Raw genomic sequence first — 26,468 nt, forward strand, 5'->3', positions numbered from 1 at the left:
GGTATTGGTTTTAATGGGGTGTAGGTCATAGTATTTTTTTTAGACTCCCCTAAGCATTTACTTTCAAGCTTTTCCTAAATACTTGCAATCGACAACAGCCCGCAGCCAAATGCTTTCGCAGGGCCGATTCCTTTCTGCAATAACTCAAAGAATAACTCAGGCTCTGAAATCGTTAATACCCCCTCAAATAAAACCGGTTGGATTTTACCGCTACGCTTTTCTTTCACTTTACGAAAATATAGAGCAGGTTCTGGTTGGATGATCAAAGTTTCAAGTTCTGCAAGACCCTTTAATTTACGCTCCAACCATTCCTGTTTCTGCTCTTCATGCAATAAAGGAACACGAACTGTTTTAGTGTATACCTTACCCTTTTTTTCTACTGTCCCTTTAGTACTATCTTTAATCGTTTTTATTGGATTAGTCCGTAGTCGAAAACGTAATCTCTGACCTTTTGAGAAAGCGGGACAATAGTCTCTCATATCCAGAATAATCGGACTGTTCTCAGATAAATGTGGCTTTGTTGCAGATTGCAATAATATTTTAGAACCTACGCCTTTTTCTAAACTTTCCACACGAAACAGAAAGTCCCTATTTTCATGGTTACGCTCCGGAAATAAGCGCCATAAGGCTTGATGCAGTTCATAGCTGTTTTTAGCCAGCGTCCAAGGAATATGAATTTTACTCAGATGCATTGGCCTCTCCTTTTGTTGCCGTCATAAACACTTTACGGCTGGCAAACTGCCGTGGCTGGTGAATAATCGGTACATCGCGTTTTTTCAACTCTATTGCGCCATCGCTGTCTTCTTCACTATAAATAGTCATTATTTTTTCGTTATTGTGGGCGAGAGCCATCAAAGCGGTTTGAGCCTGTATTTTTTTTTCAAATAACGGGCGAGTAATAGGGCAACTTCGTCTACCTAAAAAAGGCGTATAAACAGGTTGTTTTATAGCGCGTTCAATATCTGATAATGAAATAACAGCTTCTTTCTGCGACCAAATAGCTACTGTATAACAAGCATCTTGCCAATATTCGCGCCATGTTTGAATGGTCTCATGACTTTTTAAACCCTGATAATAAACCCGCGCATTTTTAACCGTATGGTAATCGGTCATTTTTTGACCTTGCCGATCAACTCGCACCGCAAATGCCACACTACTTGCCAAGGCTTGCAGCCCTGCCTTATCTGTTCGGTCTACGCCCAAACAAGCGCCCAACAAGCCCAATAAGGCACTGCGTCCGGGAAATAACTCAGAAGGCCGTAAGCCTTCAAAGGTTTCTTTCCCCCATGCCTGCAGCGGACCTTGTAGCTTTAATATTAGAAATTCACGCATGATATTTCCTCGCTACATTTAAGTATTTTGACCATTAGCACGTATCCAGCTTTCTAACTCTGGTAAAGAGGGTTGTTGTTTTATATCCTCTGGCAAATTAATAGCTTCCAAAGAAAATTCTGCACAACGTTCAGTCAAACCATATCCACGATGTACTTTATCCCAATAAGCATTTAATTCTTTAGCCGAGGGATCACGAAAACCACCGCTACGATCTACTTTTATTGGTTTTTCAAAGGCATTTGCCAAAGAAATAGGCTGGTCTGAAAAACTGACTAATGCAACATCCGCTAAATTATGCGCGGCAAAACTTTGTTGTTTTGCACTGGGGACTTCCGTTGCCAACATATGCAAAACATGGGCGGCAATATCTAACGCTTGTTCACGCGTAGCATCTCCTAAATTTTGTTGTAATTGTCTGAGATTCAAACTGGCGTAACGGTAAAACACGCCCGAAGAAAATTCTTGCGTGTCTAAATGCCCTGAGCCAAGCTCTTGTAAATCATCTACAGCGGTAAACCAGTCTATATCGGCATCAACAGCATGTGTAGTAATGGCATGAGCCACAGCTAATGCGCCATCAATTTGACCTATTTCACTCATCAAGCCAGAAGTTGCCATACGCCCTGATAAAGCAATATCTAATCCACTTGCTAAAGCTTGTCGAAATGCAATGCTGTCTTTTTCCACTTGTTTCTGTAATTTTTTCTTATCAACGCCATCAGCTTCTAAGGCTTTAATTTGCTCACAAAAGTAAGCAATTTCTTCTGTAACCCAAGGCGCAACAGCATCACTTTGCGCATCTTCTACAATATTGTCTTTGCCTGAAACGTATTCAATCGCTTGTTTAATCAGTGCCTCATCATAACGATCAGCTAACGCTGCCAGCACATGATTTTGAAAGTCCGCTAAATGTTTAGTGCGAATACTGGGCTGACCCAGATGCTGACGATAATAATCACTATGTCTCATCGTCCGCTTTAAACTTTGACTAGATACTCTAACGCGGCGTTTTCCCCCAAAAACTGCTGATTTCTGCATATTCATATCATCACGATTTAAACATGAGGGGCTGTGTGAAATTAAGATGTGAAAATTAATAAAGTTCTCGTTCATGGTTATTATTCCTTGTTTAGGCGGTTGCTTTGGGTTTAGCGTTCGTTTGGTAGTAGAAAAAATCTTCTAGCAGATTGCGTTTAGCTACATCGTTCCAGTAATACAGCATTTTAGCCGTGTTCAGCCAATCGACAGTAGGATTTACCTGCTTTAGTAATCGTCGTAATTGAATAAGATCATTAGGTTCTTCAGAACGAATTACCATAAACAGGCGTTTTTCATTAATATTGGCTTTCGCTAGGGCTTTGCCTAAAGAGTCGCCATTTTCTGTATGGCTAATCATGGGCAAACAAAATAACAAGCGTTGTAGCTGTTGATTGCCCTTTTCACCTTGCAAAGTATGATAGAAAGCAGGTATTTCAATTAAATCACTAGGCTTAACCGCTCTTTTTAACTCGGCTTTAGGGCCAGGCTTTAGGTTTTGATAACGTTGATAAATCGCCAGAAAATCCGGCAGTTTGTTTTCTCCATCACTCATTTTTTTCTCCTTGTGGCTCTAAGTTTTTTAAATATTTATGTAGCGAACGTCTAGCCATCGCTAGGGCTTTTAGCATTTTGGGCTCTTGTCGATATGGGGCTGTGGCTTGGTTAAATAAATCTTTAACAATGCTTTTTAGTTGTTGCTGTAATGCGTCAAGATCATCTTCAGGCGCTTCAAAGTGCACCTGTGCCAGACCTTGCTGCATTAAGTTCTCAGTTTGCTGGTAATAATTTTCCTCAGCATTTTGAACTAAATTAATACCAGCACCTTTTATTTCCTCATATTGCTTAGACTTTTTTCTTCCGTTTTTGAACGCAATTAATGAGTTTATGAGACATTGTTTATAACTTAATCCTGTTTCAATCAACCTGTGAATCACTTCACCATGTTCAGTCCAGCCTTGCTTCAGACTAAATAAATCATGACGGCGTTCCAGAATGGTTGCCTGATTATTCCGATAACCACCGACGATTAATTGCATTTTTTCTGAAGCAATAAATTGTCTCGCCTGCTGTATCACAGGGGCAGCTTGCTGACCACCTTTCTCGGTTTGCTGATCGACTACCAATCGGCTCATATGCGTCCAGGTCGGTGCTCTTGTAGTGAAGGAAGGGAATTTTTCTTTTTTATTACCAGCTTTAATGGTAAAGATGCGGGACGATAAAGGATGCGGCCATACGCCTTCAATAGTGTAGCTAAATTTTTCTTTATTAAAACCGGTATAAACCTGTTCATTGCAACCACAACAACTGCATATTTGTTGCTCGGAAGTGGCAGGCAATAATTCAAAATGCGCAGGTTGCCACAACAAACCTCTTAATAACCCTATGGCTGAAGATTGTATAGTGCCCCCCTTATTAATCGGGGTTAAATAATTGGGTACTTGATCTTTGGTTGCTTCATACCAAGGCATCATTTGATTGATTGTTTCTTCTGTTAGAACATTCAGCCAAATAGTTTCTCTGACCGTTTTTCCTTTAATCAATAAGGTAATGGGTGTACTGCCCCGCAAACTACCTTTAAAGCCACCGCCCATACTGGGACAGTTGTTTGCCGCATTAAAAAGGGCAATCGCCACACAGCCATGACATAAACCTTCGATTAAACCTTGTGGATTAACAAAGGTTTTATTGGTGCCATCAGCCACTCCAGCCATCAGCTTATTCATCGGGGTTGCACTGGTGGACTTCACACCGCGAAACTGCATAAACGGCGTATCAGGGTGATCAAGATCGAACCAGTTCAGTTTATCCTGAATAGCCGCCAGATAAACTTCTGGCGTTAAAGGCTGGGTGACATATTTTCCCAAGGATTTTTTATTTTCGGGGGTAAATAAGGTTTGCGTGATTGCGCTTAATAACTGCAAACAAGCTAACTCCATATCATCACGGGGCAAACAAATATCCCTCTCCTTTTCCCCACAAAGCAGTTGTTGCACGGTGATTTTTTCATAAAGGCCTTTATCCTGAATGGGTACCCAGGCAGCTGTTAATAAATTCATACATTTTCCTCTGATATTTCTCTTCGACTCAAGCCAGTCTCTGGCTGATAAGTAAACTCATAATCGCCAACAACCCCTAGGAAGTGTTCTATTGCTATTTGCTCCATTTCCAGCCAAATAACACCCTCTTTATCAGGCTTGTCTAATCGCTCGTATTTCCCCCAACTCGCAGGCACAGCAACACTATTAAGATTCAGTGTTTCAAAATATTTGGCTTCTTCTAGTGTTTCTATAACATCTTCATTTAATAAGCATTTATAACCTTGTTGATTGCGATAACAAGGTAATATGCTCAAGCTCATTTCACCATCCCGGGTCAGTGCCATTACATTGCCATCACTATCATCTAGCCCTGGGTTATCTCTGACAATTCGTAATGCGTTATAACGACTGGCTTCACTTTCTTGTTCAAACTTTTCAAAACTTTTAATAATGGTTTCTGGCTCATCTTGCCATTCTTCAATTTTATAAACAGGTTCTATCCAATCTCGATACGCTTTAGGAAAACAAACAATATTTTTTGCCTTTTGTAAAAGCTGCTGTGTTCGCCATAACACTCGGCTATTGCCGTAAATTAACTCATGCAGTTCGTAATCATCGGATTTTGGTAGTAACACCGTACAGCAAGGGCTTTGATAACGGTTTGGGCGATTGCGTTTATGTCGATGCAAGCGTCCCATACGCTGAAACAATAAATCAACCGGACAAAGCTGAGTCACTAGCCAGTCAAAATCTAAATCCAATGATTGCTCGACTACTTGTGTCGCCACTAACAAATGTCCTTTGTTTCTGACCTCTTTAGGCTGAGGTTCTGCGCCAAATAAATTCAGTACCGCTTGTTCTTTTTGCTGTCTATCCTTAAAGGTAAAACGTGAATGAAATAGTAGTATTTGATCTGCCGTTAAATTCTCAGCGCTTTGCACCTGCTCTAATAATGTTTGATAAATAGCTTGTGCATCAGCCACAAGATTGCAAACAAGGCAGACTTGAGCGCCGTCTACGACAGCTTGCAATAAACGCTTTAAAAGAATGTGGTCGGGTAATAAATGAGGCAGTTTTAATAAGTCTAGCTGAATTTCTAATTTTGTAGGCTGTTGCTCAGGTGATTTATTTAAATCAAAATATTCCGCCTCATTTGCATGGCATTGGGTGATTAATGGATAGGCTGTGTTATCATCATCTAAAGAATTCCCCCAGGCTCTAGCCAGTTGCTGTTTTTGATGAAAGGGTAAGGTCGCGGATAATAAAATCGCACTGCCGCCAGCCAAGCGTTGTTGTGTTAATACCGCCTCTAATAAACCATACATATAACTATCATAGGCATGAACTTCATCAATAATTAACACACTACGACCGATACCAAAACCACGGACAAATTTATGTTTAACAGGCAGCACTGAAACCAGCACTTGATCTACTGTACAAACGCCTATCTGCCCTAAAAACACCCGTTTACGGCTTTGCGATAACCATAAGCCACATTGCACCCATGCCTCTTCCTTACCTTGAGCGGGTTTAGATTCACAAGCTTGTTTTAAATCAATAAACGTCTGTTGATAACCAGCTCGACCATGTGCCAAAACCACATTCATTTCTTGAGCAAATAATAAAGGGGCAGCTTCTTCCAGTCGTTTTAACATGGCATTAGCCGTTGCCTGTGTCGGCAGTGCAAAAACAATACTTTCCGCTTGCCCTAATGCCAATAACTGCCAAGCATAAGCCAGTGCCGCTTCTGTTTTTCCTGAACCCGTCGAAGCTTCAATTAAAGTTAAATTTTGCCCTTGATGTAAATTATTAACTAAACACTGTACTTGGCGCGGAGAGTTTCCTTTTTTTAATAAAATATCAATATTTTGATAAGGCTTAATTTCTCCAATAACGCCCGCTGCTTTTAAGGCAGTTTCAGCAATCAATAATCGCTGCTGATACCATAGTTTGAGTTTTTCTAAATTTGCGCAAGGCTGATTATCGTAATTAAAAAAATCTGATGAACCCAGCCAGTCACAAACCGAACAAAATCCCGCCAGCATCGTTGCTGCACTTTGTCCGTTTTTTGTTGTGTCAAAAAGAGGGGGTGAATGATCTAAGCAAAGACCAGCAGGACTTAAAAACAAATCAGCCAAACACTTTAGCCATTGTAAACGTGCCTGTTTGAGTTGTTCGCGTAGAGGCTCTGATACCGCACGAGGCAGCAGGTAGTCTTCGCTACCTTTTTCATAGTCATCAGGAATAACGCCGTGATGTCCCGCGACAGGAGCTAGCCAACTTAACCAAGATTCCCATTCATCATTATCATCAAAACAAAAATCATCGTCATCCTGACCAAATCGCTCATTGTTATCCTGATAAAACCAGTAAAGCCCTGCTGAACCATGATAATAATTTCTTACCTGGTCGATACTAAGCAATCTATTTACACTGCTTAACTCAGAATTCACTTGCCTCCAAGCTTCCGGTGCTTTGCATTGAAAACGAAAGTCAAACTTTCCATAGTCATGTAAGGCAATAAAAAACATCAACCATCCGCGCGCCTGCTCTTCGGGTAGGCGTGTTGATACTTTAAAACTATGTCTAATGCTGGGGCTGCTTTGCCACCAAATATCCGCCACGGCCACCACATCCAAACAATGATATGGCAACAAGTGATAGGCTACCTCCCCGCTATCATTTACTTTTGCCTTACCCCAATATTGATAATAAAGAGCCCTTTGGCCTCTCATTTTTAACAGTCCTTGTTTGCAATGGTCTAACTTAGTGCCCCTGTTATATCTCAAATTATGAGTGTTGGGGTATTTTTTTCATAAGTACCCAAGATTTAATGCTCTTTACTTAGGCAGTAGTAACTCTAAGTAATATACCAAATACTCGTAATCAGTACTTTCTCCTACTTTTCACATGAATATGCCATCTCTTTGTATTGCGTTTCGTCTCTTTCAGCACCCATAAGTTTTGATTTACTTGACCCAAAATTCACGCATTAATTAATTGAGCTGAAAATTGCATTTATCTTGCTTTTACGCTGCTCAATTAACGCGACTATTTTTTTAATTTGAACATTCTCGCCATGTTGTTGCTGGCACTCAGCTGCCAATTCAACTGATATTGTCGATAGTGTATTCGCCATGTCTATACACCTTTTCCTAACGAGCTTAAATTTGATACCGGTGTCTTTTGAGAACTGTTCCCAACGCCTCTCAATAATCCAATCGGGCCTGTCTTCCCCACCTATTTTCATGGCCATTTTTTGAGCTAAATTAGGGTAGATGGCTGTGCTCATCAGGTCATAAAAGGGGGCTAATAGCGGCCCTGCCGAGGTTAGCATAAGCGAAATATTTTTGCCGTGAGCATCGGCATTGCCAATTAATACATTGAAAATCACCCAATTGAGAAGTTCGTTTAAATCTTTGACTGGCTGAATACCATGGTTGCGTACTAAGTCAAAACATGACTTTAGGCTTGGGCCACCTTCTTTTTCATACTTGTTAATAGGGGGAATGGCCATTGCCTGGCAAAAATCTTCTTGAGGCAACCGTATTAACTCACCTTGCTCATTAAGAATACGATCATAACGTGTGATGAGATATAGCGGGGCTACTTTATGAAGAATTTTTGTTTCGGGAACGTTTAGGCCTATCCTTTTAGCCAACTGCATACAGAAATATTCATTTTCAACGGTATTAGGGTAATCCTTTATGGGCAGTTTTAAAATATGGCTACTCGCCGCTGCTCCCCTTGGTATGCTTATTTCTTTACCATTATAAAAAACGGGTAGCTTGTTTTGTGCGCCAGCTAGCGATAATCTAATATCCTGTTCACCGGTCAGCATCGGCTGTGTTGGCAACTTTGCGATTAATTGATTTAACGCATTATCATTAAGTTTTTTATAATCACCTTGTATTGGGATGCCTGTTCCTTCCGGGATCAAGCTCACAGCACCGGCACACTCTCCCCCAATGGCTTCTAATAGGGAAAAATCATTGTTTTCAGATAAGCCCAAACTTTTTGCGACTAAATACCTTATTTCTGCTTCAGGTAGTAAATTAGAGAAAAACGGTTGGGCACGTGCATGATGATAAGGTTCAGTTCGTACCGGTAAGCTTAGCGAAATTGGCTGTGACTCATGATTTTCAACCCACTCAGGATAGTATTCAAATACAAAGCGTCGTTCATCATCTAAGTGTAATTTGCCTACACGTTCTGCTGATAGGTACACGTCAAGCACTTGGCTCATGATGGCCCACCTGGCGCATCAACCGTGAAGCTTGAGTGTGTCCAGCCTCTAGGCTGAATTGCCAACTCTAGGCCTAAGCTATTCAGCACTTGTAAGACCTTACCCAGTTCAATTGTTTGTTTCCCATTTTCCAAATCAGATATAAATCGCACTCCCACACCACATAACGACGCTAATTCAACTTGTGTTGCACCCTGTCGCTTCCGTTGCTGTCGCACGATATCACCCAATGCTTGCGCGCTTAATATTTTCCCGCTCGGTAATGTTGTCATTTTTTATATGCCCCTTGCCAATAAATACTCCCGTTCGGGAAATATACATAACAAGCGGGCCGGATACAACACTAATACTCCCGTTAGGGAATATTCAATCTAATACTTTTATTGTTTTAAACGTGATGCTGAGCTATTGATTTTCTTAAATGATTATATATTCAACTCTTTTTCCCCCGGCAACCATTTATCAACTTGTATGGTTGCGCTATTGGCGGCCAGCGGCATTTTTTGGTTTCGTAAAAACCTCGTATTGCATCTAAAATTTAGGAGGTTCAGTAAAAGAGTGCTGGAGCGCACTGTGTCTGGTTGGAGTGTTGTGTTTAAGCGACATAGCCCAATCTACGGGCACAAAAAAGCCGACATAACTGTCGGCTTTTTTTGATTGGGATGGTGGGTCGTGCGCGATTCGAACGCGCGACCATCGCATTAAAAGTGCGGTGCTCTACCGGCTGAGCTAACGACCCTCCAAGAGGCGAGAATGATACCGGATTGACGCAAAAAGGCAAGTCGAATGTAGAGTTTAAATGTTACTTTTAAGACTAATATTAATATTTAGTGCTGATATCGTGTCGGGTCTTGTACTTTTGCTTTTTCAAAGCCTTGTTGACGTAAGCGGCAAGACTCACATTCTCCGCATGCTTCACCTTTAGTATTAGCCTGATAACATGAGACTGTTTCACTGTAATCAACGTTTAAGGCTTCACCCTTTTGGATTATTTGTGCTTTGCTAAGGTTAATGAGCGGTGTATGTATTTTAAAGCCACCTTCTTCCACACCTGCCTTAGTCGCTAAATTGGCTAAGTTTTCAAATGCGTTAATAAACTCCTGTCGACAATCGGGGTAACCTGAATAATCCACCGCATTAACACCTATAAAAATATCCCATGCCGAAAGAACTTCGGCCCACCCTAGTGCAATTGACAAAAATACAGTGTTTCTAGCTGGCACGTAAGTGACAGGAATTCCCGTTGCTTTTTCGGTTGGAACGTTTATTTCATCGTCTGTTAACGCAGAACCACCAAACTCTCCCATCCCTAATTCAATGATTTTATGCTCTTGCACATCATAAATTTTGGCGAGTCGACTAGCCGCTTCTAATTCTGAGTCATGGCGTTGCCCATAGTCAAAACTAAGCGCATAACACTCATAGCCTTGCGACTTGGCAATAGCCAATACAGTAGCCGAATCAAGACCTCCTGACACTAATATAACTGCTTTTTTTAACATTCTGAACCGTATATAACTGTCTACTTACCGGGCTCATCGCCCCATAGGTATTTATGTAATTGAATTTGAAATCTGACTGGTAATTTATCAGTTAATACCCAGTTAGCAAGGTCGCTTGCTTTCAGCTCACCCTGCACCGGTGAAAACAGTACCTCACATTTATCACTTAAGGCATATTCTTGCAGGTGTTGTTTCGACCATTGAAAATCGTCTCTATCACAAATGGCATATTTCACTTGATCTTGTTTTGTTAAACAATCGTAATTTTCATGGCGATTTTTAGCCATTTCACCAGATGCCGGTGTTTTCACATCTAACACTTTAATAACCCGCGGATCAACGCCGGACACATCTAAGGCACCGCTGGTTTCCAGCGAAACATGATAACCAGCATCGCACAGCGTTTTCATCAGCTCATGTACCCTTTTCTGAGCCAACGGTTCGCCACCAGTAACATTAATATAGTGCGCACCCAGTTCCTTCACTTGTTGCACAATCTCATCAATACTCCGCGTTTCCCCACCATAAAAAGCATACTCTGTATCACAATAGCCACACCGTAAGGGACAACCTGTTAAACGAATAAAGGTTGTCGGCAGGCCTACTGTTTTCCCTTCGCCTTGAAGTGAGTAGAAAATTTCAGTAATCCGAAGAGTATCTTTGGGCATAGCGATTAAAACTAGAAATTAAGAAGTTGTTTAATGCTTTTCTTGACGCATACGTTCAAGTCTTTTCTGTGCAAGGCTTGAAACCGTTGTATCAGGATAAGAAGCGATGACCTTTCCTAGTGTTTCACGGGCTTGCTGCCACTGTTTATTCTCATATTGAATAAAGCCTATTTTTAACATCGCGTCTTTAGCTTTTGAGTGAGCTGGGTATTGCGAAACAACTTTAGTAAACTCGTCTAGTGCGCGCTTAAAGTTTCGGCTAACGTAGCTAGCTTCACCCAACCAATACAAAGCATTGGGTATATAAACACTGGTTGGAAACGTGGTAACAAACTGAGAAAAATCAGCAATTGATTGCTGATAATCGCCTGATTTCAAACTTGAAAACGCTTCGTCGTATGCAACCTTATCTTGCCCACCGCTTACTTTCGTTTGCGAAGGTGCTGAAGGGCTGCTTTGAGCCGATATACCACTATTTGCTGCCTGTGCTAGCGAACCCAATGATGCTTTGATTGAGGCTGATGAATTACCCGATTCTAATTGTGCGATTCGACCATCTATATCCAAATATAAATCACGCTGTCGCTTCTTTAATGTTTCGATCAGGTAATTTTGTTCTTCAATCTGACCACGCATTTGCTGAACTTCACGTTGCAATTGTTCCAATCGGTTATACATTCCCAGCATACTTGAAGCGGATGCTTGCTGTGCAGGAGATGCTATTACGCGACCACTTCCATCAACAACTGGCGGTAGGGCTGCCGAAGCAGCCCCACTGACAACTAGAAGAGCAGCAAACTGCCCTAATGTTTTTTTACTGATCAATGCGCTGGGTAAATAAGTTCAACGCGACGATTTAAACGCCAAGCCGATTCATCATGCCCGATAGCAACTGGTTTTTCTTCTCCAAGTGCTACTGCTTCTGTTTGGTTTTCGCCAGCACCTTGGAGTGACAATAAGTTTTGTACTGTTTTTGCACGTTTTTCACTAAGCGCAACATTGTATTCGCGTGTACCACGCTCATCAGCATGTCCTTCAACAATCACTGACACGCCTGCATTAGCGGCTAAATAAGCACCATGAGCGGCCAAAACAGCTTCATATTGTGGTTCTACTGCACTGCTATCGAATGCGAAATAAATAACCTTTGTTGACAAAGGACTTGCTGGGTTATCAAGCGGATGGCCTGAAAAGCTACTTCCATCACTTACGCCCGAAGTACTTGCACCGCCAGTTGATACACCATTAACTCCATCGCTAGTTCCCGTAGCAACATCATCGCCACCAAACATGCTACATCCTGCCAACGCTGTTGAAAGCAAAAGACCCATTACTACATTTTTATACATTTTCATTTTATTCCTCAATTTACTATTTAAAAGGTGACCAGGCTGGCTCTCTAACTTCACCCTCTTGCAGGCGAAGTTTTTGTCGTACTTTACCGTCAGATGATACCGCAGCCAATATCGATTTCAAGCCATCATTCGTTGAATATAGAATCATACTACCATTAGGCGCATAACTGGGTGATTCATCTAAGCTTCCATTAGTAAGAATATTGGTAAAACCTGATTTTAAATCCAGCGTTGCTATGCGGTACTGGCCATTAACCCGATGTACCATGACGATATATTTTCCATCTGGCGAATAACTGGCTCTAGCATTATACGACCCCTCGAATGTTACGCGAGCGGCTTGGCCACCACTAGCCGATATGCGATAAATTTGCGGCTTCCCACCTCGGTCAGAGGTAAAAATAATGTGCCGCCCATCAGGTGACCAATCAGGCTCAGTATCAATTGCATAACTTCTGGTTAAACGACGAAATGAGCGAGTAATCACATTATAAATATAAATATCAGCGCTGCCATCTTTCGAAAGAGTTAACGCTAATTGGCTGCCGTCTGGCGACCAAGAAGGGGCGCCATTAATCCCTTTGAACGAGCGCAGTTTTTCACGCTGACCGGTTCGTAATGTTTGCGTATAAATAGAGGACCGCAGTCCCTCATACGACACATAAGAAATTTTATCTCCTCTTGGTGACCAAGAAGGCGACATTAACGGTTCAGTTGAAGTAACAATGGTCTTTGCACCGTATCCGTCTGCATCCGCGACTTGAATTTTATACTCCTGCTTTCCATTAGCCCCCATCATTGATGTGACATATGCCATACGTGTACTAAAGGCACCTTGTTGACCAGTTAAATTTTCGTAAATCAAATCACTGATACGGTGCGCGACACCACGTAAATTAGCTGTGTTAGCAGGAATACTAAACCCCGTTAATTGCTCGCCTTTATATACGTCAAATAGCTGAAACTGCACCGTCAACATGCCATTTGCGGTAGGTGTCACCCTACCAATTACTAAATTGTCTTGCCCCAGCGATTGCCAATTACGAAAATTAACCTGCTCTGCTGATGATGGTTTATTCAACATATCTGTCCGAGGCAGGGGTTTAAATCGACCGCTGCGCGCTAAATCATCACTAACTATTTGAGCAATATCAACCGGCAAACCTCCGATGACTTGTTCACTTGAAAAAGGCACAATCACAATCGGCTGGGCAGATGAAACACCTTGCGTTATTTCAATTCTTAAGGCTTCGCTCATCGCTGAAAAAGTTACAAAAGCACTTAAAAATAAAACCGTTTTAATCATTTTTTGCATTCTTTATTAATCTCCTGGCCTAAAGTAAAACTCAAGCGTTCTAAAAAAATTGAACATCTTAGGGTCATTGGGCAATGGTAAAGGCGCGGCTTTTCTTGTTGCTCGCTCAACCGAACGATCAAAAAGTGCGTTACCACTGGATTTTATCACCTGCGCATCAATCACATCCCCACCTGGAATTAAGCGAACACGAACCACGCAATCTAAGCCGGTAATATCTCCAGGCGGTTGAATCCAGTTTCGTTCTACTTTCTGCCTAATCAAATCAGTATAGCTCGCAACGGCTTCTTGCGCTCTAATCTCCTGCTCTTCTAGAGCTGCCAACTCGCGCAATGCTTGCTCTCTTTGAGCCTGCTCTCTTTGAGCCTGCTCTCTTTGAGCCTGCTCTCTTTGAGCCTGCTCTCTTTGAGCCTGCTCTTTTGCTGCTTTCTCTTTTGCTGCTTTCTCTTTTGCTGCTTTCTCTTTTGCCGCTTTCTCTTTTGCTGCTTTCTCTTTTGCTGCTTTCTCTTTTGCTGCTTTCTCTTTTGCTGCTTTTAATTTTTCGGCTTTTTCACGAGCCAGACGCTCTCTCTTCTTTTTTTCATCCGCCTGTTTCTTTTTTTCTGCGGCTTCAGCTTTTTTCTTTGCTAATAGGTTTTTCTCTTTCAACTTCGCTTGTCTGGCGGCTTCGTCGGCTTTTTGTTTAGCGAGCTTCTGTTTTTGTAGTTCTTGCTGTTTTTTCAAATCAGCTATTCTTTTTTCTTCCGCTAACCTTTTCTTTTTAATCTCATTTAAACGTGCCTGCTCTTGTAAACGCTTTTTGTTTTCTATATTTTTAAGCTTTTCCGCCTCGGCTTTAATCTTAGACTCATCAATAACGGTTGCTTTTACAACATTAACTGTTGGTTTTGGATTAATTTTTTTCTCACTAAAAATGTCAGCACTAAACATAAAGAATGCCACTAGCAGCAAATGAAAAACAACAGACAATATGACCGCAACTGGATATTTTTTAAATAAATCCATCATCGTTATTGTTGTTATTGATTTGGGTCCGTTAGCAGACCAATGCTTGGTACACCTGCAGCTTGCAAGCTAGTCATTGCTCGTACCACTTCACCATATAGCACGCCTTTATCACCCCGTATCATCACCGGCGTTTTAGGTTTATTACGTAAGACAGCTGCTACTTTAATTTGTAAGGTGTCTGTTGAAATTGGCTCATCCGTCTTTTCACCTACGTCTAAATAATATTGCCCTTGCTGATCTACTGTTACGACTAATGGTTGAATATTATCATCGTCAACCTGCTCAGCATCGGCTTGCGGCAAATCAATTTCTACACCTTGTTGAATAAGTGGCGCGGTAATCATAAAAATAATCAGTAATACCAACATAACGTCGATATAAGGCACCACATTAATTTCAGCCATCGGCCGACGTTTTGTGCTACGAGCCACTGCTTTTCTCATTCATGCTGACATGTGCCTGGCGTTGCAACACGGTTGTAAAATCGTCCATAAATGTTTCGTAACGTGTGGCCAAGCGGTCAGCATTGTTTGAAAACCGATTATATGCAACAACCGCTGGAATGGCCGCAAACAAACCCATTGCCGTCGCCACCAGTGCTTCTGAAATACCTGGTGCCACTAAAGCCAATGTTGCTTGCTTCATATTACCTAATGCTTGAAATGAGCTCATAATGCCCCATACCGTACCAAACAAACCAACGTATGGACTTGTTGAACCGACTGTCGCTAAAAAAGGTAGATGGTTATCTAGCACATCCATTTCTCGTGTGTACTGAGCCTGCATTGCACGGCGTGCACCTTCAACAACATGCATCGGCTCCATGCCAGATTGTTCTTTCAGACGCTTATACTCTTGAAAGCCCATATGAAAAATGCTCTCCATACCACATCGGCTATGGTGAGCCGAACCTATTTGGCGTGATAATTCATTAAGATCAATCCCAGACCAAAACCGCTTTTCAAATGTATTGGTTACCTTAAATGCAGATTGAAATTCTTTGTATTTTGCAAAAATAAAGGTCCACGAAATAATGGAGGCCACAACTAACATCAACATCACCAGTTTTACGATGGGCCCCGCTTGTGTTATCAGGTGAACGATGGATAAATCATTTGTCATGTTAATTGCTCAATCATTTGTTGTGGAATGGCTTTGACTTTCATACTTTGCGCATCAAGGCAAGCCACCTTTATAACGGCTTTGTTTATTATTTCACGGTTATTGTCTGCCCGCACAATTGCTTGCTGAAAAACTAATGAGGCACGTTTTAATGTTGCTATTTGTGTAAGCACCAGCAAATTATCATTAAACTTTGCTGGCTTCAAGTAATCCATTTGAACCGCCCTTACTGCAAATGCGACATTTTGTTCGCTTATCAATACATCTTGTTCAACGCCATTGCTACGCAAAAACTCCGTTCGTGCTCGTTCCAAGTATTTCAAGTAATTAGCGTAATACACAATCCCTTGCATATCCGTATCTTCGTAATAAATACGTATTGGCCATTGATGATTATCGTGCATCATATATTGCTATTGGATCAGCTGACCCTACTCTGCCTCAGACACTGTATCGTCTTCATCTATGTTCAATTTATTCGGTGCCTTTAAGCCCAAGTGTTCATAGGCATGACGTGTTGCCATTCGACCACGAGGCGTTCGCATAATATAACCTTTTTGAATAAGGTAGGGCTCTAACACATCTTCAACCGTGCCTCGTTCTTCACTTAATGCAGCGGCCAAACTATCTACACCCACTGGACCACCATCAAACGTATCCACTAAGGTATTTAATAAGCGGCGATCTAATTTATCAAATCCGCTTTTATCCACCTCTAACATCGACAACGCTTTATTTGCTATATCCGCCGTAATCACACCATCACCTTTGACATCCGCATAGTCCCTAACACGTCTTAACAGGCGGTTTGCAATGCGCGGTGTTCCTCGTGATCTTACGGCAATTTCTCTAGCCCCCTCAGCGTCTGACCGCAAGGCCAATATATCCATTGAACGCTGAACAATGTGTGATAAATCGGCATCATTATAAAACTCTAAACGCTGCGTAATACCAAACCGATCACGTAATGGTGAGGTTAACAATCCAGCTCTAGTAGTCGCTCCCACTAGCGTAAACTGAGGCAAATCCAGCTTAATTGAACGCGCTGCTGGACCTTCACCTATCATAATATCTAGCTGATAATCTTCCATCGCTGGGTACAAGATTTCTTCTACCACAGGGCTTAGGCGATGAATTTCATCAATAAATAATACATCGCCTTCTTCAAGATTAGTTAGTAGCGCAGCCAAATCACCGGCCTTTTCCAACACGGGGCCAGATGTTTGACGTAAATTCACCCCCATTTCATTGGCGATGATGTGTGACAAGGTGGTTTTACCTAAGCCCGGTGGGCCAAAAATCAGTACATGGTCTAGCGCTTCTGAACGTGACCTAGCAGCTGACATGAAAATTTCCATCTGCTCACGGATTGCCGGCTGACCAATATAATCCGTTAAGGTTTTAGGTCTAATAGCTCGGTCTATTGCTTCATCATCCAGCAAGTTGTCAGAACTAATGAGTCGATCGCTTTCTATCATGTCGGTTACTTTTATTTCTTTGCGGCTGATTGTAAGGCAGAACGAATAATTTGTTCACTGCTAGCATCATCACTGGCTACGGCTCGTGCACGCTTTTCAGCATCTTGCGGTTTATAGCCTAACGCCACTAAAGCGCTAATCGCTTCTTCAACAGCTGATGTTTTTTGCGTCAACACGCCCAACGGTGGTGGCGTGGTCGTAACTGTTCCCTCTGGTAAACGATCACGCATATCAATCACTAATCGTTCCGCCGTTTTTTTGCCTATGCCGGGCAAACGCACTAGAGCGGCTACATTGCTATCACTCACCCACAAACAAAAATCACTAACGCTCACGCCTGATAAAATACCCAAGGCAACTTTAGGACCCACTCCATTTACTTTAATCAGGCTTCTAAATAACGCCCGTTCTTGCTCCGTTAAAAAACCATACAATACATGGGCATCCTCTCGAACGACAAGATGAGTCCGGAGAGATACTGTCTCGCCTAATGCTGGTAGGTTAAAAAAGCTCGACATAGGTGTTTCAACATCGTAACCCACCCCATTTACATCTATCACAACATGTGGCGCTTGCTTTTCGTCTACCGTGCCACGTAAAAAACCAATCATGCAAACACCTTCGAAGTTGCTTGATTTGTTTGATCCGTATGGAAATGACACAACGCCACTGCTAACGCATCACTGGCATCCATTTGCGGGTCGCCTTGTAGCTTTAATAAAATTTTAACCATGTGTTGAACCTGTGTTTTATCGGCACTGCCTTTACCAACCAGTGCTTGTTTGATCTGACGTGCTGCGTATTCAAACACTTTAATATCATGATCAAATACCGCACAAATTGCTGAGGCTCTAGCTTGCCCTAACTTCAACGCCGAATCGGCATTACGCCCCATAAAAACTTGCTCTACCGCCATTTCTTGGGGTTGATAATGCTGCATTATTTCACGAACACCAAGGTATATTTTTTTTAACCTGTCAGGTAGCGCACCACCACCGGTTCGTATACACCCACTATCGACGTATTTAACTTCTCGCCCAGACACATCTATAACACCATAACCTGTGGTTCTAGAGCCCGGATCAATACCTAGTATTCGCATCTAACTATACTTACTCAGCGCTGTTCATTATTTCATCTGGATAATCTGCATTTGAATAAACGTTTTGCACATCGTCCAAATCTTCCAACACATCTAACAATCGTAATACCTTTTCGGCATCTTTTTCATTCACCGGCGATAAATTATCTGCCCGCAACGTTACCTCGGCATGCTCATACGGAAAACCCGATTCAACCAAGGCATCACGAACCATCATAAAATCTTCTGCTGGCGTCAACACCTCAAACGATCCGTCATCATGTGTAATAACGTCATCCGCACCCGCCTCTATAGCGGCATCCATCAAACGATCTTCATCTAACTGACTCGACAAGCTAATCGCGCCAAGTTTTTGAAACATGTAATCAACCGATCCACTGGTCCCTAAGTTACCACCTGCTTTACTAAAGGCGTGACGCACTTCAGCAACCGTTCTATTCTTATTATCGGTTAAACAATCGACGATAATCGCTATTCCTGCAGGACCATACCCTTCATAACGGATCTCATCGAAATTCTCTGAATCAGTTGTACCACTGCCTTTTTTAATCGCCGTCTCGATAGTGTCCCGCTTCATATTATTAGATAGGCCTTTGTCTACAGCGGCTCTTAATCGAGGGTTATTATCTGGGTCAGGGCCTGCTGCTTTGGTTGCAACGGTGATTTCACGAATAAGCTTAGTAAATAATTTGCCTCGTTTCGCATCTTGTGCGCCTTTACGAAAACGAATATTCGCCCACTTACTATGACCCGCCATACATCTACCTCTCCAAGTAATATTCAACAAGCGAAGTGTATCACTCCCTTGGGTTTTGCTTAAGCGAAACCACTCTCTATTAGCTTGACCTATAAAGCAGTATGGCCTGAATCAACGAAAGCCTGATATCTTTGAGAACTGCTTTCTACAAGAAATTGCCGCTCCTCATTTTTTCATTGAAAATAACGCCTTGTCGATTTAAATAACCGACTGTTAAATCAACCTTGGTAGCCCTCAAAAACAGCATTAATGCTAACAAACAATCTAGCAAAGCGTGCTGTAAGTTTTATTTAATCGCTTTGAACTATGCTAAAATCTTTTAAAACCGATTACTCACCTTATCAGGAGAAACAGATGGCTGATTTATTTGACCCCATAAAGGTTGGTGCGCTTGAGCTACCAAACCGTATTATCATGTCCCCCCTTACCCGCTCACGTTCAGGAAGCAGCCGTATTCCTAACGAATTGATGATTGAGTATTATGTACAACGCAGCTCAGCTGGTTTAATTATCAGCGAAGCGACAGCCGTCTCACCCATGGGCGTTGGCTACGCAGACACACCCGGCATTTGGTCCGATGAACAGGTTGAAGCTTGGAAAAAAGTTACCGACTCGGTACATTCAGCAGGTGGAAGAATCATTATGCAATTATGGCATGTTGGGCGAATCTCTGACCCGATGTTCCTCGATGGTCAATTACCGCTGGCCCCTAGCGCCATTCAACCCAAAGGCCACGTTAGTTTAATTCGCCCAGAAAAACCTTTTGTCACACCACATGCGTTGGAACTAAATGAGATCCAAGACATCGTAGAGCAGTTTCGCACTGGGGCTGAAAACGCTAAAAAGGCAGGCTTTGATGGCGTAGAAATTCATGGTGCGAATGGTTACCTACTGGACCAGTTTCTTCAGGACAGCACCAACCATAGAACAGATATATACGGTGGCAGTATAGAAAATCGTGCTCGATTTATGTTGGACGTGACCGATGCTGTTATTTCCGTCTGGGGTGCAGACAAAGTGGGGATGCACTTGGCTCCAAAAGGGGATGCACACGACATGGGCGATTCCAACTTACTAGGCACCTTTAGCTATGTTGCAAAAGAGCTGGGTAAACGAAAAATTGCCTTTATCTGCTCGCGCGAGGCCTACAGTGATGATTGGTTCGGCCCTACATTAAAAAAAGCTTTTGGCGGCGTTTACATTGCCAACCAAGGGTTCACAAAAGAAAGCGCCAGTGCTGTATTAAACTCAAATCAAGCAGATGCAGTCGCCTTTGGCCAACTCTATATTGCGAACCCAGATCTGGTAGAAAGGTTTCGAGACAATGCACCTCTCAACACACCTGACCCAACAACCTTTTATGCCTCAAGCAGCAAAGGTTATACCGATTATCCGTTGGTTTCACAGGTAAGCTAAAACACAGGCTTGTTTTCGGTAAACTGAAGAATCAAGAAAAAATTAAAGCAGGAAGAGCCAGACAATTTTAAAAAGCTTTAGACCTAGGCTCTAAAGGCTTCTACGTCTACTCACAGCACTTTTTTAACCGCTTAAGCATAAAAAAAGCCTGAAAGTGAACCACTTTCAGGCTTTTAAAAACGCTACGAACCAGTATTAGCGAAATATGCGGATGATTTACATCATGCCGCCCATTCCACCCATGCCGCCCATGCCGCCCATATCTGGCATTGCACCTGCGCCAGCACCGGCTTCTTCAGGCTCATCGGTAATCATAGCTTCTGTCGTAATCATCAAGCCCGCAATAGACGCAGCATTTTGAAGCGCTGTTCTCGTTACTTTTGCAGGGTCAAGAATACCCATTTCAATCATATCGCCATATTCACCAGTGGCCGCATTGTATCCTTCGTTTCCAGTGCCTTGCTTAACCGCTTGAAGTACAACGGATGCTTCTTCACCAGCATTGGTTACAATTTGACGTAATGGTGCTTCCATTGCGCGTAACGCAATTTTAATACCGATATCTTGATCATGGTTCAGACCTTCAGCTTTGCTTGCAGCCTCTAAAACACGAATTAATGCAGTACCACCACCCGGTACAACACCTTCTTCAACCGCAGCACGTGTTGAATGTAATGCGTCTTCTACACGCGCTTTTTTCTCTTTCATTTCAACTTCTGTTGTTGCGCCTACTTTAATAACAGCAACACCACCAGCTAGTTTAGCCATACGCTCTTGAAGTTTTTCTTTGTCATAATCAGAACTTGCTTCTTCAGCTTGTGAGCGAATTTGTGCTACACGTGCTTCAATGTCTGCCGCTTGACCTGCACCGTCAACAACAACTGTACTGTCTTTAGTAATCGTTACACGTTTTGCAGAACCCAAGTCTTCTAACGTTGCTTTTTCAAGTGTTAAACCAACTTCTTCAGCAATAACAGTACCGCCTGTTAAAATCGCAATGTCTTCTAACATTGCTTTACGACGATCGCCAAAGCCAGGTGCTTTAACAGCCGCTACTTTTACGATACCGCGCATATTATTAACAACTAAGGTTGCTAATGCTTCGCCTTCAATGTCTTCTGCGATAATTAATAATGGACGACCTGCTTTTGCAACGGCCTCTAGAGTTGGAAGCAAATCACGGATATTTGAGATTTTTTTATCGTGTAATAAAATGAAAGGGTCTTCCATATCAACACTCATGCTTTCTTGATTGTTGATGAAGTAAGGTGACAAGTAACCACGATCAAATTCCATACCTTCAACGACGTCTAATTCGTTTTCTAAACCAGACCCTTCTTCGACAGTAATAACGCCTTCTTTACCCACTTTGTCCATTGCTTCAGCAATGATTTTACCGACGGACTCATCAGAGTTAGCAGAAATTGTGCCTACTTGAGCAATTGCTTTGGTATCAGCACAAGGCACTGATAAGTCTTTAATTGCATTAACTGCAGCAACAACCGCCTTATCAATACCACGCTTTAAATCCATTGGGTTCATACCCGCTGCGACAGATTTCAAGCCTTCAGTAAGAATAGCTTGAGCCAACACTGTTGCAGTTGTTGTTCCATCACCGGCAACATCAGATGTTTTAGCGGCAACATCTTTTACCATTTGCGCGCCCATGTTTTGGAACTTGTCTTTTAATTCGATTTCTTTTGCAACTGACACACCATCTTTAGTGATAGTTGGGCCGCCGAAGCCTTTGTCTAACACAACATTACGGCCTTTAGGTCCTAATGTTACTTTAACTGCTTTTGCTAGTGTGTTTACACCTTCAACCATTAGGCTGCGTGCATCATCACCAAATTTAACTTGCTTTGCCATGTTTCTTTTCCTTTCTCTAAATAAACTTTAAATTATTCAACAACTGCAATGATGTCGCCTTCGCTCATCACCAATAATTCTTCACCGCCTACTTCAACTTCAGTACCGGAATATTTGCCAAACATCACGTTATCGCCAACCTTTACAGACATCGGCTGAACATCACCTTTACTATTGATAGCACCATTACCCACAGCAACAATGTTGCCTTGACTTGGTTTTTCTTTTGCCGAATCTGGAAGCACGATACCGCCTGCACTAACCGCTTCTTCTTCAACGCGTTTAATAATGACGCGATCACCTAATGGACGTAAGTTCATTTATTGAATCTCCTATTGTTTAATATTGATATAGCCATTATGGCTAGCCCCATAGATATGGGGTGATGTTCAACTAAATCAACCCCATAATATGAAAAATTTTATGGCTTTTTTAAAAGTTTGAAGACTGCAGCATAAAAATGCTTAACTACTGTCGCCTCAGCCTACCTGCTGAACCAACAAATAAGCGTCTTTTGCTTATCTTCTACGAAACTTATGCTTAATAATCATAAAACTCAGTTACCATAATTATTGGCAACAATAACCTACACAACTGACCATGAATGACGAACAACTTCTTAGATACAGCCGACAAATCATGCTGCCTTCAATTGATATTGAAGGGCAACAAGCTTTATTGGATGCACGAGTCCTTATCATCGGCATGGGCGGTCTCGGTAGCCCAGTTGGGCTTTACCTTGCTGCCGCTGGCATCGGTCACATGGTCATTAGTGACTTTGACGAAGTAGACCTATCTAATTTACAACGCCAAATCGCCCACACTACTAAGCACATTGGTCAACCAAAGGTTGAGTCAGCAAAACAGTCCTTTCACCAAATCAATCCCATGATTGAAATCACCGCCATCAATAAAAAGTTAGAAGGCGATGAGTTATTAGCACAAGTTAAACTCGCTGATATTGTTGTCGATTGCTGTGACAATTTTGAAACCCGCTTTGCCATTAACGATGCCTGTGTCGCCGCTAAAACGCCTTTAGTCTCTGGCGCGGCCATTCGCTTTGAGGGACAAATTTCTGTGTTTGACTCACGCGATAACACCTGCCCTTGCTATAACTGCCTCTACCCACGCGACGGAGCAGTAGATCAAAGCTGTTCAGACAATGGCGTGATAGCACCTATCACCGGCATCATCGGTAGCATGCAAGCACTCGAAGCAATTAAAGTTCTCACCGGCGCCGGTAAATCTCTACAAGGTCGCGTGCTATTACTCGATGGCCTTTCAATGGATTGGCAAAGCATGAAGCTACCGCGAAACCCTAATTGCCCAACCTGCTCAAACACAACTACTGAATAAAGCACTTGATCTCGTTATTGAAAAACATTCGCTCTAACTTATGTTAGAATTAATGTCGAACGGAAAAAACAAAAGAATATCGAGGAGAAGAGAGATGAAATGGGAAACACCAACATATAAAGACTTACGTTTCGGCTTTGAAGTAACAATGTATATCTACAACCGATAATTTAATATAAAAAAAGGTTCCTATTGGAACCTTTTTTTATATTAAATCCAGCTGTTCTCAGTTATAGAAAGCTCCTTTTACCCTTTGCCAACGTCAGCAAACCAGACCACTGCCCCTTCATTTCACCATCTAAGGTCATCATTTTTAATTCTAATTTATAACCTACAAGCTGTTGTCCATTAGAACCAAATTGGCGATTAGACGATAATTCAGAACGCACAACATAGTCGAAACTTGTCGCCGATGTATCAACCAACCTTAATAAACCAGAGTTCAGTAATGTTTCAGTAATACGATCATAAATATCTTGCATCCTTATACTTTCATTATCTGTATTATTTCTTAGTTTAGCCAAAATCAGTCGAGGCCTTTTATTGCCCCATGTTTGTACTAAGCCTGAAGATAACATTTTATTAGTGACCGTTTCTGCCAGCTCAGTATAATCAGCCATAGTTAGTTCAGCAGATAGATGCCCTCTTTCACCTGACCCCACGATAGACACATTTGACTGCCCACCAGTAATAAGGGGATTTGTCTGACAAGCAGACAGAACAGCCGCTACCGCTAATAAGGTTGAAATTTTTAGAGTTTTCATAAATATCCTATTTATTTAGTGTGAAGTTTTGGTCAAAATTAAGCATCACTTTATCGATCAGGGTTGCTTTTTTCTTGGTGAATAAAGAAGTCATCAGGCAATCTAACAGTCATCGTTAAGTTGTATGCCTGAGGTGTCACTCCAAGTGTTTGAAAGCTTTTGATTTCCCTAGGGCCTAAGCTAAAACGCTTCCAAACTGTATTTTGATTTATTTTGAACCCTTGTTGATCCTCCCAAGAATACATGTATTCCAATGAGTAACGTTTATTAGATAAATTTTGTACCGACACTTCTGCGCGCTGAAGTTGGCCCACTGAACCAAAACGAACATCAACTAGATCTATCTTTCCAACCAAATTTTTTGAGCCAGCAATTAATCGAGCACGCGCATGCGCGGTACTCACTGTATTTTGCTGGTGATTCCTAACCGTCGGTTGCTGCCCTATGCTATTCACCGTATTACATGCCGTTAAGGAAACACAGGCCATTAATATATATAAAGTTTTCATCTCATTTTCACCCACATTTTGTCACTACTAGCCGTATATAACGTTTTGTTTAGCGATCTTGCATAAACGATATTATGACTCCCCTTATCAATTTTCACGAGCTTGCTATTCAGCCTTTTACCCTGTCGGTTATAAGTGCTGATTTTAATTTGCGAAACAGACTTTGGAACGTAAAAGCGTGCTGCCATTAATTTTGATGGTAACGTTGTCCACGAACGTGTATCAGGGTGAACCATTTTATCTCGCTCAGATTTAACCGAATTAACCAACGAACCAAAAACCCCAGCACTTTGCGCAGCTTGATTCCAGGCATGCCCTTCGATAACATTACGTATAACCGTCGTCATCATACGTAGTTGCTCTAAAGGCCCCGCTTCTTTTTGATGACGCAATGCTAAAGCCGTAATATCGGCCACTTCAGAAAGCCTTGCCCAGCGTTTACCTGTCGATGTTTGTGCTTCAATACGGTAAACCTGTGAGTCTACTGCCTCATAAATAGGTAACTCAATAAGTGTTGGCGGCCCAAACCCTAAACTTAGATCAAATTTCAGAAGTTTTTTCTCGGGAGCAAAACCATCGCCTGCGATAACATGAACCAAACGACGCCCCGTAGGCGCGGGCTTTTTAATGTCTTTAATAGCTTGTTTGATAACATCACTTTTAGGGTTAAGCTCAAGCGCCTTTTTATAGGATATACGAGCATTATCTCTAAGTGATCTATCTTCATAGCTATCGAGCTCTTGTACTACACCTGCAACATAAAAACCGAATGGGTTAACAAATGCGCTGGCTACTTTAGATGCTTCCTTATTAGAGCCTTTGTACTGGTTTTTTATTATTGAACCAAAGCCAACATTTGCCAGCTCGGCTCCTTTTTCTTTTTGCTCTTTTTCTTCTTTGGCTATTTCTTTTTTCGCTTCACGAATTCTCTCATCAAATGCTTCTTTCTCCATGTTTTGTAAATCAATCGCTCGCCTTGTCACGTTATAGGCATTACGGTCACCTTCTAGCAGATAGGCTATCGATTTATAATTCAGCATCAAAACACGCTCAAACCCAACACCTGGATACTCACCCAGCTCTTCATTACCACTAATTGTTGAGACACCCGCAGATCCTAAACCTGATAAGAAGCTTGAAACGGTACCTCTCTCTTTTTTAGCCACTTGAGATCTTTCTGCACTGGAAAAACTGGCTTGGGCCAATGTCACATCTTCCGCATCCAGCGCCATCAGCCCTAATTCTAAATTAGCCAATAAATCAAGTTTATTTGGATCCGTAATACCTTTTTGGCGTAACTTAATCGCTTGCCCCACCTCTCCAGATGAAATCATTTTTTTAATGGCTAACATATCTTTTGTATAGCCTTCGTAAACAACCTTTCTATTGGAGCTTACCCCTGCCTTCAATGAAGCGGGTTTTGTCGCAACAGTTTTTTCTGCTGTATTTTTAACCGCAGCGCCACCTACTGCACTCACCGCTTTTGAAAATGACGATAACGCATCAAAAGCGAACAAGCTTGTAGATAAGCAAGCCAAGCAGATAATAGAAATACAAATTATTAATTTATTAGAATTCATAACGAT

General features: G+C 41.9%; 29 protein-coding genes and 1 tRNA gene. 3 read left to right on the forward strand and 27 right to left on the reverse strand.

The genetic code is table 11. From position 1 onward, the window contains the following. Positions 1-74 precede the first annotated feature (74 nt). The 22 genes from cas6e to CYCME_RS10580 all read right to left on the reverse strand — a co-directional run bounded on the left by cas6e (position 75) and on the right by CYCME_RS10580 (position 18,968). Complete coding sequence (gene cas6e, locus CYCME_RS10475) at positions 75-692, reverse strand: type I-E CRISPR-associated protein Cas6/Cse3/CasE (protein ID WP_020932997.1); 618 nt, start codon at positions 690-692, stop codon at positions 75-77. Beyond that, positions 679-1,332: a type I-E CRISPR-associated protein Cas5/CasD gene (gene cas5e, locus CYCME_RS10480; RefSeq protein ID WP_020932998.1), complete on the reverse strand. Its 654-nt coding sequence runs from the start codon at positions 1,330-1,332 to the stop codon at positions 679-681. The genes cas6e and cas5e overlap by 14 nt, the downstream gene beginning before the upstream one ends. 18 nt (positions 1,333-1,350) lie before the next feature. Further along, the gene (gene cas7e, locus CYCME_RS10485) at positions 1,351-2,448 is read right to left on the reverse strand and encodes a type I-E CRISPR-associated protein Cas7/Cse4/CasC (RefSeq protein ID WP_020932999.1); all 1,098 of its coding nucleotides are present in this window, start codon (positions 2,446-2,448) and stop codon (positions 1,351-1,353) included. A 16-nt stretch (positions 2,449-2,464) separates the two neighbouring features. Then, on the reverse strand, positions 2,465-2,926 hold the full coding sequence (gene casB / locus CYCME_RS10490) for a type I-E CRISPR-associated protein Cse2/CasB (RefSeq protein ID WP_020933000.1): 462 nt from the start codon (positions 2,924-2,926) through the stop codon (positions 2,465-2,467). After that, positions 2,919-4,430, reverse strand: coding sequence for a type I-E CRISPR-associated protein Cse1/CasA (gene casA / locus CYCME_RS10495; protein WP_020933001.1), 1,512 nt, complete (start codon positions 4,428-4,430; stop codon positions 2,919-2,921). The genes casB and casA overlap by 8 nt, the downstream gene beginning before the upstream one ends. Continuing rightward, positions 4,427-7,150: a CRISPR-associated helicase/endonuclease Cas3 gene (cas3, locus tag CYCME_RS10500; protein WP_020933002.1), complete on the reverse strand. Its 2,724-nt coding sequence runs from the start codon at positions 7,148-7,150 to the stop codon at positions 4,427-4,429. The genes casA and cas3 overlap by 4 nt, the downstream gene beginning before the upstream one ends. A gap of 257 nt (positions 7,151-7,407) precedes the next feature. Further along, positions 7,408-8,661 (reverse strand): type II toxin-antitoxin system HipA family toxin, encoded by a 1,254-nt coding sequence (locus tag CYCME_RS10505; protein WP_020933003.1) that lies wholly within the window; start codon positions 8,659-8,661, stop codon positions 7,408-7,410. Then, positions 8,658-8,933, reverse strand: a complete 276-nt coding sequence (locus tag CYCME_RS10510; protein ID WP_020933004.1) for a helix-turn-helix transcriptional regulator — start codon at positions 8,931-8,933, stop codon at positions 8,658-8,660. The genes CYCME_RS10505 and CYCME_RS10510 overlap by 4 nt, the downstream gene beginning before the upstream one ends. Before the next feature lie 391 nt (positions 8,934-9,324). Then, a tRNA-Lys gene (locus CYCME_RS10515) sits at positions 9,325-9,400 on the reverse strand. Between the two features lie 88 nt (positions 9,401-9,488). Beyond that, complete coding sequence (gene queC, locus CYCME_RS10520; protein WP_015005290.1) at positions 9,489-10,163, reverse strand: 7-cyano-7-deazaguanine synthase QueC; 675 nt, start codon at positions 10,161-10,163, stop codon at positions 9,489-9,491. A 20-nt stretch (positions 10,164-10,183) separates the two neighbouring features. Continuing rightward, positions 10,184-10,831: a 7-carboxy-7-deazaguanine synthase QueE gene (gene queE, locus CYCME_RS10525; RefSeq protein WP_020933005.1), complete on the reverse strand. Its 648-nt coding sequence runs from the start codon at positions 10,829-10,831 to the stop codon at positions 10,184-10,186. A 30-nt stretch (positions 10,832-10,861) separates the two neighbouring features. Further along, the gene (gene ybgF, locus CYCME_RS10530) at positions 10,862-11,656 is read right to left on the reverse strand and encodes a tol-pal system protein YbgF (RefSeq protein ID WP_020933006.1); all 795 of its coding nucleotides are present in this window, start codon (positions 11,654-11,656) and stop codon (positions 10,862-10,864) included. After that, positions 11,653-12,186 carry a peptidoglycan-associated lipoprotein gene (locus CYCME_RS10535; protein ID WP_016389856.1) on the reverse strand — a complete coding sequence of 178 codons (534 nt, stop codon included), beginning with the start codon at positions 12,184-12,186 and terminating at the stop codon, positions 11,653-11,655. Before CYCME_RS10535 ends, ybgF begins: the two co-directional genes overlap by 4 nt. 16 nt (positions 12,187-12,202) lie before the next feature. After that, positions 12,203-13,501, reverse strand: a complete 1,299-nt coding sequence (gene tolB / locus CYCME_RS10540; protein ID WP_020933007.1) for a Tol-Pal system beta propeller repeat protein TolB — start codon at positions 13,499-13,501, stop codon at positions 12,203-12,205. A 6-nt stretch (positions 13,502-13,507) separates the two neighbouring features. Beyond that, a complete protein-coding gene (gene tolA / locus CYCME_RS10545) occupies positions 13,508-14,509 on the reverse strand; it encodes a cell envelope integrity protein TolA (protein WP_223253187.1) in 1,002 nt (333 codons plus the stop codon). Between the two features lie 11 nt (positions 14,510-14,520). Continuing rightward, a complete protein-coding gene (gene tolR / locus CYCME_RS10550; protein WP_016389859.1) occupies positions 14,521-14,952 on the reverse strand; it encodes a protein TolR in 432 nt (143 codons plus the stop codon). Beyond that, positions 14,930-15,631, reverse strand: a complete 702-nt coding sequence (gene tolQ / locus CYCME_RS10555; protein WP_015005283.1) for a protein TolQ — start codon at positions 15,629-15,631, stop codon at positions 14,930-14,932. Before tolQ ends, tolR begins: the two co-directional genes overlap by 23 nt. Beyond that, positions 15,628-16,038 carry a tol-pal system-associated acyl-CoA thioesterase gene (ybgC, locus tag CYCME_RS10560; protein WP_015005282.1) on the reverse strand — a complete coding sequence of 137 codons (411 nt, stop codon included), beginning with the start codon at positions 16,036-16,038 and terminating at the stop codon, positions 15,628-15,630. The genes tolQ and ybgC overlap by 4 nt, the downstream gene beginning before the upstream one ends. Before the next feature lie 24 nt (positions 16,039-16,062). After that, positions 16,063-17,109 (reverse strand): Holliday junction branch migration DNA helicase RuvB, encoded by a 1,047-nt coding sequence (ruvB, locus tag CYCME_RS10565; RefSeq protein WP_015005281.1) that lies wholly within the window; start codon positions 17,107-17,109, stop codon positions 16,063-16,065. Positions 17,110-17,120: 11 nt separating this feature from the next. Continuing rightward, positions 17,121-17,720 carry a Holliday junction branch migration protein RuvA gene (gene ruvA / locus CYCME_RS10570; protein WP_015005280.1) on the reverse strand — a complete coding sequence of 200 codons (600 nt, stop codon included), beginning with the start codon at positions 17,718-17,720 and terminating at the stop codon, positions 17,121-17,123. Continuing rightward, positions 17,717-18,211, reverse strand: a complete 495-nt coding sequence (gene ruvC, locus CYCME_RS10575; protein ID WP_015005279.1) for a crossover junction endodeoxyribonuclease RuvC — start codon at positions 18,209-18,211, stop codon at positions 17,717-17,719. Before ruvC ends, ruvA begins: the two co-directional genes overlap by 4 nt. 10 nt (positions 18,212-18,221) lie before the next feature. Further along, positions 18,222-18,968, reverse strand: coding sequence for a YebC/PmpR family DNA-binding transcriptional regulator (locus CYCME_RS10580; protein WP_015005278.1), 747 nt, complete (start codon positions 18,966-18,968; stop codon positions 18,222-18,224). 354 nt (positions 18,969-19,322) lie between these two features. Here CYCME_RS10580 and CYCME_RS10585 point away from each other — a divergent pair, with 354 nt between their 5' ends. Further along, on the forward strand, positions 19,323-20,384 hold the full coding sequence (locus tag CYCME_RS10585) for an alkene reductase (RefSeq protein WP_015005277.1): 1,062 nt from the start codon (positions 19,323-19,325) through the stop codon (positions 20,382-20,384). A gap of 216 nt (positions 20,385-20,600) precedes the next feature. Here CYCME_RS10585 and groL read toward each other — a convergent pair whose 3' ends face one another. Further along, positions 20,601-22,253, reverse strand: a complete 1,653-nt coding sequence (gene groL, locus CYCME_RS10590) for a chaperonin GroEL (RefSeq protein WP_020933009.1) — start codon at positions 22,251-22,253, stop codon at positions 20,601-20,603. Between the two features lie 32 nt (positions 22,254-22,285). Then, on the reverse strand, positions 22,286-22,573 hold the full coding sequence (gene groES, locus CYCME_RS10595) for a co-chaperone GroES (RefSeq protein ID WP_015005275.1): 288 nt from the start codon (positions 22,571-22,573) through the stop codon (positions 22,286-22,288). A 319-nt stretch (positions 22,574-22,892) separates the two neighbouring features. Here groES and CYCME_RS10600 point away from each other — a divergent pair, with 319 nt between their 5' ends. Together CYCME_RS10600 and pqqA are read left to right on the forward strand one after the other, a co-directional pair. Beyond that, on the forward strand, positions 22,893-23,609 hold the full coding sequence (locus CYCME_RS10600) for a HesA/MoeB/ThiF family protein (protein WP_236886358.1): 717 nt from the start codon (positions 22,893-22,895) through the stop codon (positions 23,607-23,609). 94 nt (positions 23,610-23,703) lie between these two features. Beyond that, entirely contained in the window at positions 23,704-23,778 is a 75-nt protein-coding gene (gene pqqA / locus CYCME_RS12985; RefSeq protein WP_016389867.1) for a pyrroloquinoline quinone precursor peptide PqqA, read from the forward strand. Between the two features lie 61 nt (positions 23,779-23,839). Here the strand turns inward: pqqA and CYCME_RS10605 are convergent, their stop codons facing one another. The 3 genes from CYCME_RS10605 to CYCME_RS10615 are packed head-to-tail and all read right to left on the reverse strand — an operon-like array spanning position 23,840 to position 26,462. After that, on the reverse strand, positions 23,840-24,373 hold the full coding sequence (locus tag CYCME_RS10605) for a hypothetical protein (protein ID WP_020933011.1): 534 nt from the start codon (positions 24,371-24,373) through the stop codon (positions 23,840-23,842). 50 nt (positions 24,374-24,423) lie between these two features. Then, positions 24,424-24,882 (reverse strand): YcfL family protein, encoded by a 459-nt coding sequence (locus CYCME_RS10610; RefSeq protein WP_020933012.1) that lies wholly within the window; start codon positions 24,880-24,882, stop codon positions 24,424-24,426. Beyond that, complete coding sequence (locus CYCME_RS10615; protein WP_020933013.1) at positions 24,879-26,462, reverse strand: COG3014 family protein; 1,584 nt, start codon at positions 26,460-26,462, stop codon at positions 24,879-24,881. Before CYCME_RS10615 ends, CYCME_RS10610 begins: the two co-directional genes overlap by 4 nt. Positions 26,463-26,468 lie beyond the last annotated feature (6 nt).

It is taken from the genome of Cycloclasticus zancles 78-ME, from assembly GCF_000442595.1.
Taxonomy (GTDB): Bacteria; Pseudomonadota; Gammaproteobacteria; order Methylococcales; family Cycloclasticaceae; genus Cycloclasticus; species Cycloclasticus pugetii.

Coding starts and splice junctions, on each gene's coding strand:
- groES (WP_015005275.1), bottom strand. CDS start 22,573: ATGAACTTACGTCCATTAGGTGATCGCGTCATTATTAAACGCGTTGAA.
- casA (WP_020933001.1), bottom strand. CDS start 4,430: ATGAATTTATTAACAGCTGCCTGGGTACCCATTCAGGATAAAGGCCTT.
- ruvC (WP_015005279.1), bottom strand. CDS start 18,211: ATGCGAATACTAGGTATTGATCCGGGCTCTAGAACCACAGGTTATGGT.
- ruvB (WP_015005281.1), bottom strand. CDS start 17,109: ATGATAGAAAGCGATCGACTCATTAGTTCTGACAACTTGCTGGATGAT.
- casB (WP_020933000.1), bottom strand. CDS start 2,926: ATGAGTGATGGAGAAAACAAACTGCCGGATTTTCTGGCGATTTATCAA.
- CYCME_RS10505 (WP_020933003.1), bottom strand. CDS start 8,661: ATGAGCCAAGTGCTTGACGTGTACCTATCAGCAGAACGTGTAGGCAAA.
- groL (WP_020933009.1), bottom strand. CDS start 22,253: ATGGCAAAGCAAGTTAAATTTGGTGATGATGCACGCAGCCTAATGGTT.
- tolB (WP_020933007.1), bottom strand. CDS start 13,501: ATGCAAAAAATGATTAAAACGGTTTTATTTTTAAGTGCTTTTGTAACT.
- CYCME_RS10535 (WP_016389856.1), bottom strand. CDS start 12,186: ATGAAAATGTATAAAAATGTAGTAATGGGTCTTTTGCTTTCAACAGCG.
- CYCME_RS10605 (WP_020933011.1), bottom strand. CDS start 24,373: ATGAAAACTCTAAAAATTTCAACCTTATTAGCGGTAGCGGCTGTTCTG.
- CYCME_RS10610 (WP_020933012.1), bottom strand. CDS start 24,882: ATGAAAACTTTATATATATTAATGGCCTGTGTTTCCTTAACGGCATGT.
- CYCME_RS10615 (WP_020933013.1), bottom strand. CDS start 26,462: ATGAATTCTAATAAATTAATAATTTGTATTTCTATTATCTGCTTGGCT.
- tolR (WP_016389859.1), bottom strand. CDS start 14,952: ATGAGAAAAGCAGTGGCTCGTAGCACAAAACGTCGGCCGATGGCTGAA.
- tolQ (WP_015005283.1), bottom strand. CDS start 15,631: ATGACAAATGATTTATCCATCGTTCACCTGATAACACAAGCGGGGCCC.
- CYCME_RS10510 (WP_020933004.1), bottom strand. CDS start 8,933: ATGACAACATTACCGAGCGGGAAAATATTAAGCGCGCAAGCATTGGGT.
- cas7e (WP_020932999.1), bottom strand. CDS start 2,448: ATGAACGAGAACTTTATTAATTTTCACATCTTAATTTCACACAGCCCC.
- cas6e (WP_020932997.1), bottom strand. CDS start 692: ATGCATCTGAGTAAAATTCATATTCCTTGGACGCTGGCTAAAAACAGC.
- CYCME_RS10580 (WP_015005278.1), bottom strand. CDS start 18,968: ATGGCGGGTCATAGTAAGTGGGCGAATATTCGTTTTCGTAAAGGCGCA.
- CYCME_RS10585 (WP_015005277.1), top strand. CDS start 19,323: ATGGCTGATTTATTTGACCCCATAAAGGTTGGTGCGCTTGAGCTACCA.
- CYCME_RS10600 (WP_236886358.1), top strand. CDS start 22,893: ATGCTGCCTTCAATTGATATTGAAGGGCAACAAGCTTTATTGGATGCA.
- cas5e (WP_020932998.1), bottom strand. CDS start 1,332: ATGCGTGAATTTCTAATATTAAAGCTACAAGGTCCGCTGCAGGCATGG.
- queE (WP_020933005.1), bottom strand. CDS start 10,831: ATGCCCAAAGATACTCTTCGGATTACTGAAATTTTCTACTCACTTCAA.
- tolA (WP_223253187.1), bottom strand. CDS start 14,509: ATGATGGATTTATTTAAAAAATATCCAGTTGCGGTCATATTGTCTGTT.
- cas3 (WP_020933002.1), bottom strand. CDS start 7,150: ATGAGAGGCCAAAGGGCTCTTTATTATCAATATTGGGGTAAGGCAAAA.
- ruvA (WP_015005280.1), bottom strand. CDS start 17,720: ATGATTGGTTTTTTACGTGGCACGGTAGACGAAAAGCAAGCGCCACAT.
- queC (WP_015005290.1), bottom strand. CDS start 10,163: ATGTTAAAAAAAGCAGTTATATTAGTGTCAGGAGGTCTTGATTCGGCT.
- ybgC (WP_015005282.1), bottom strand. CDS start 16,038: ATGATGCACGATAATCATCAATGGCCAATACGTATTTATTACGAAGAT.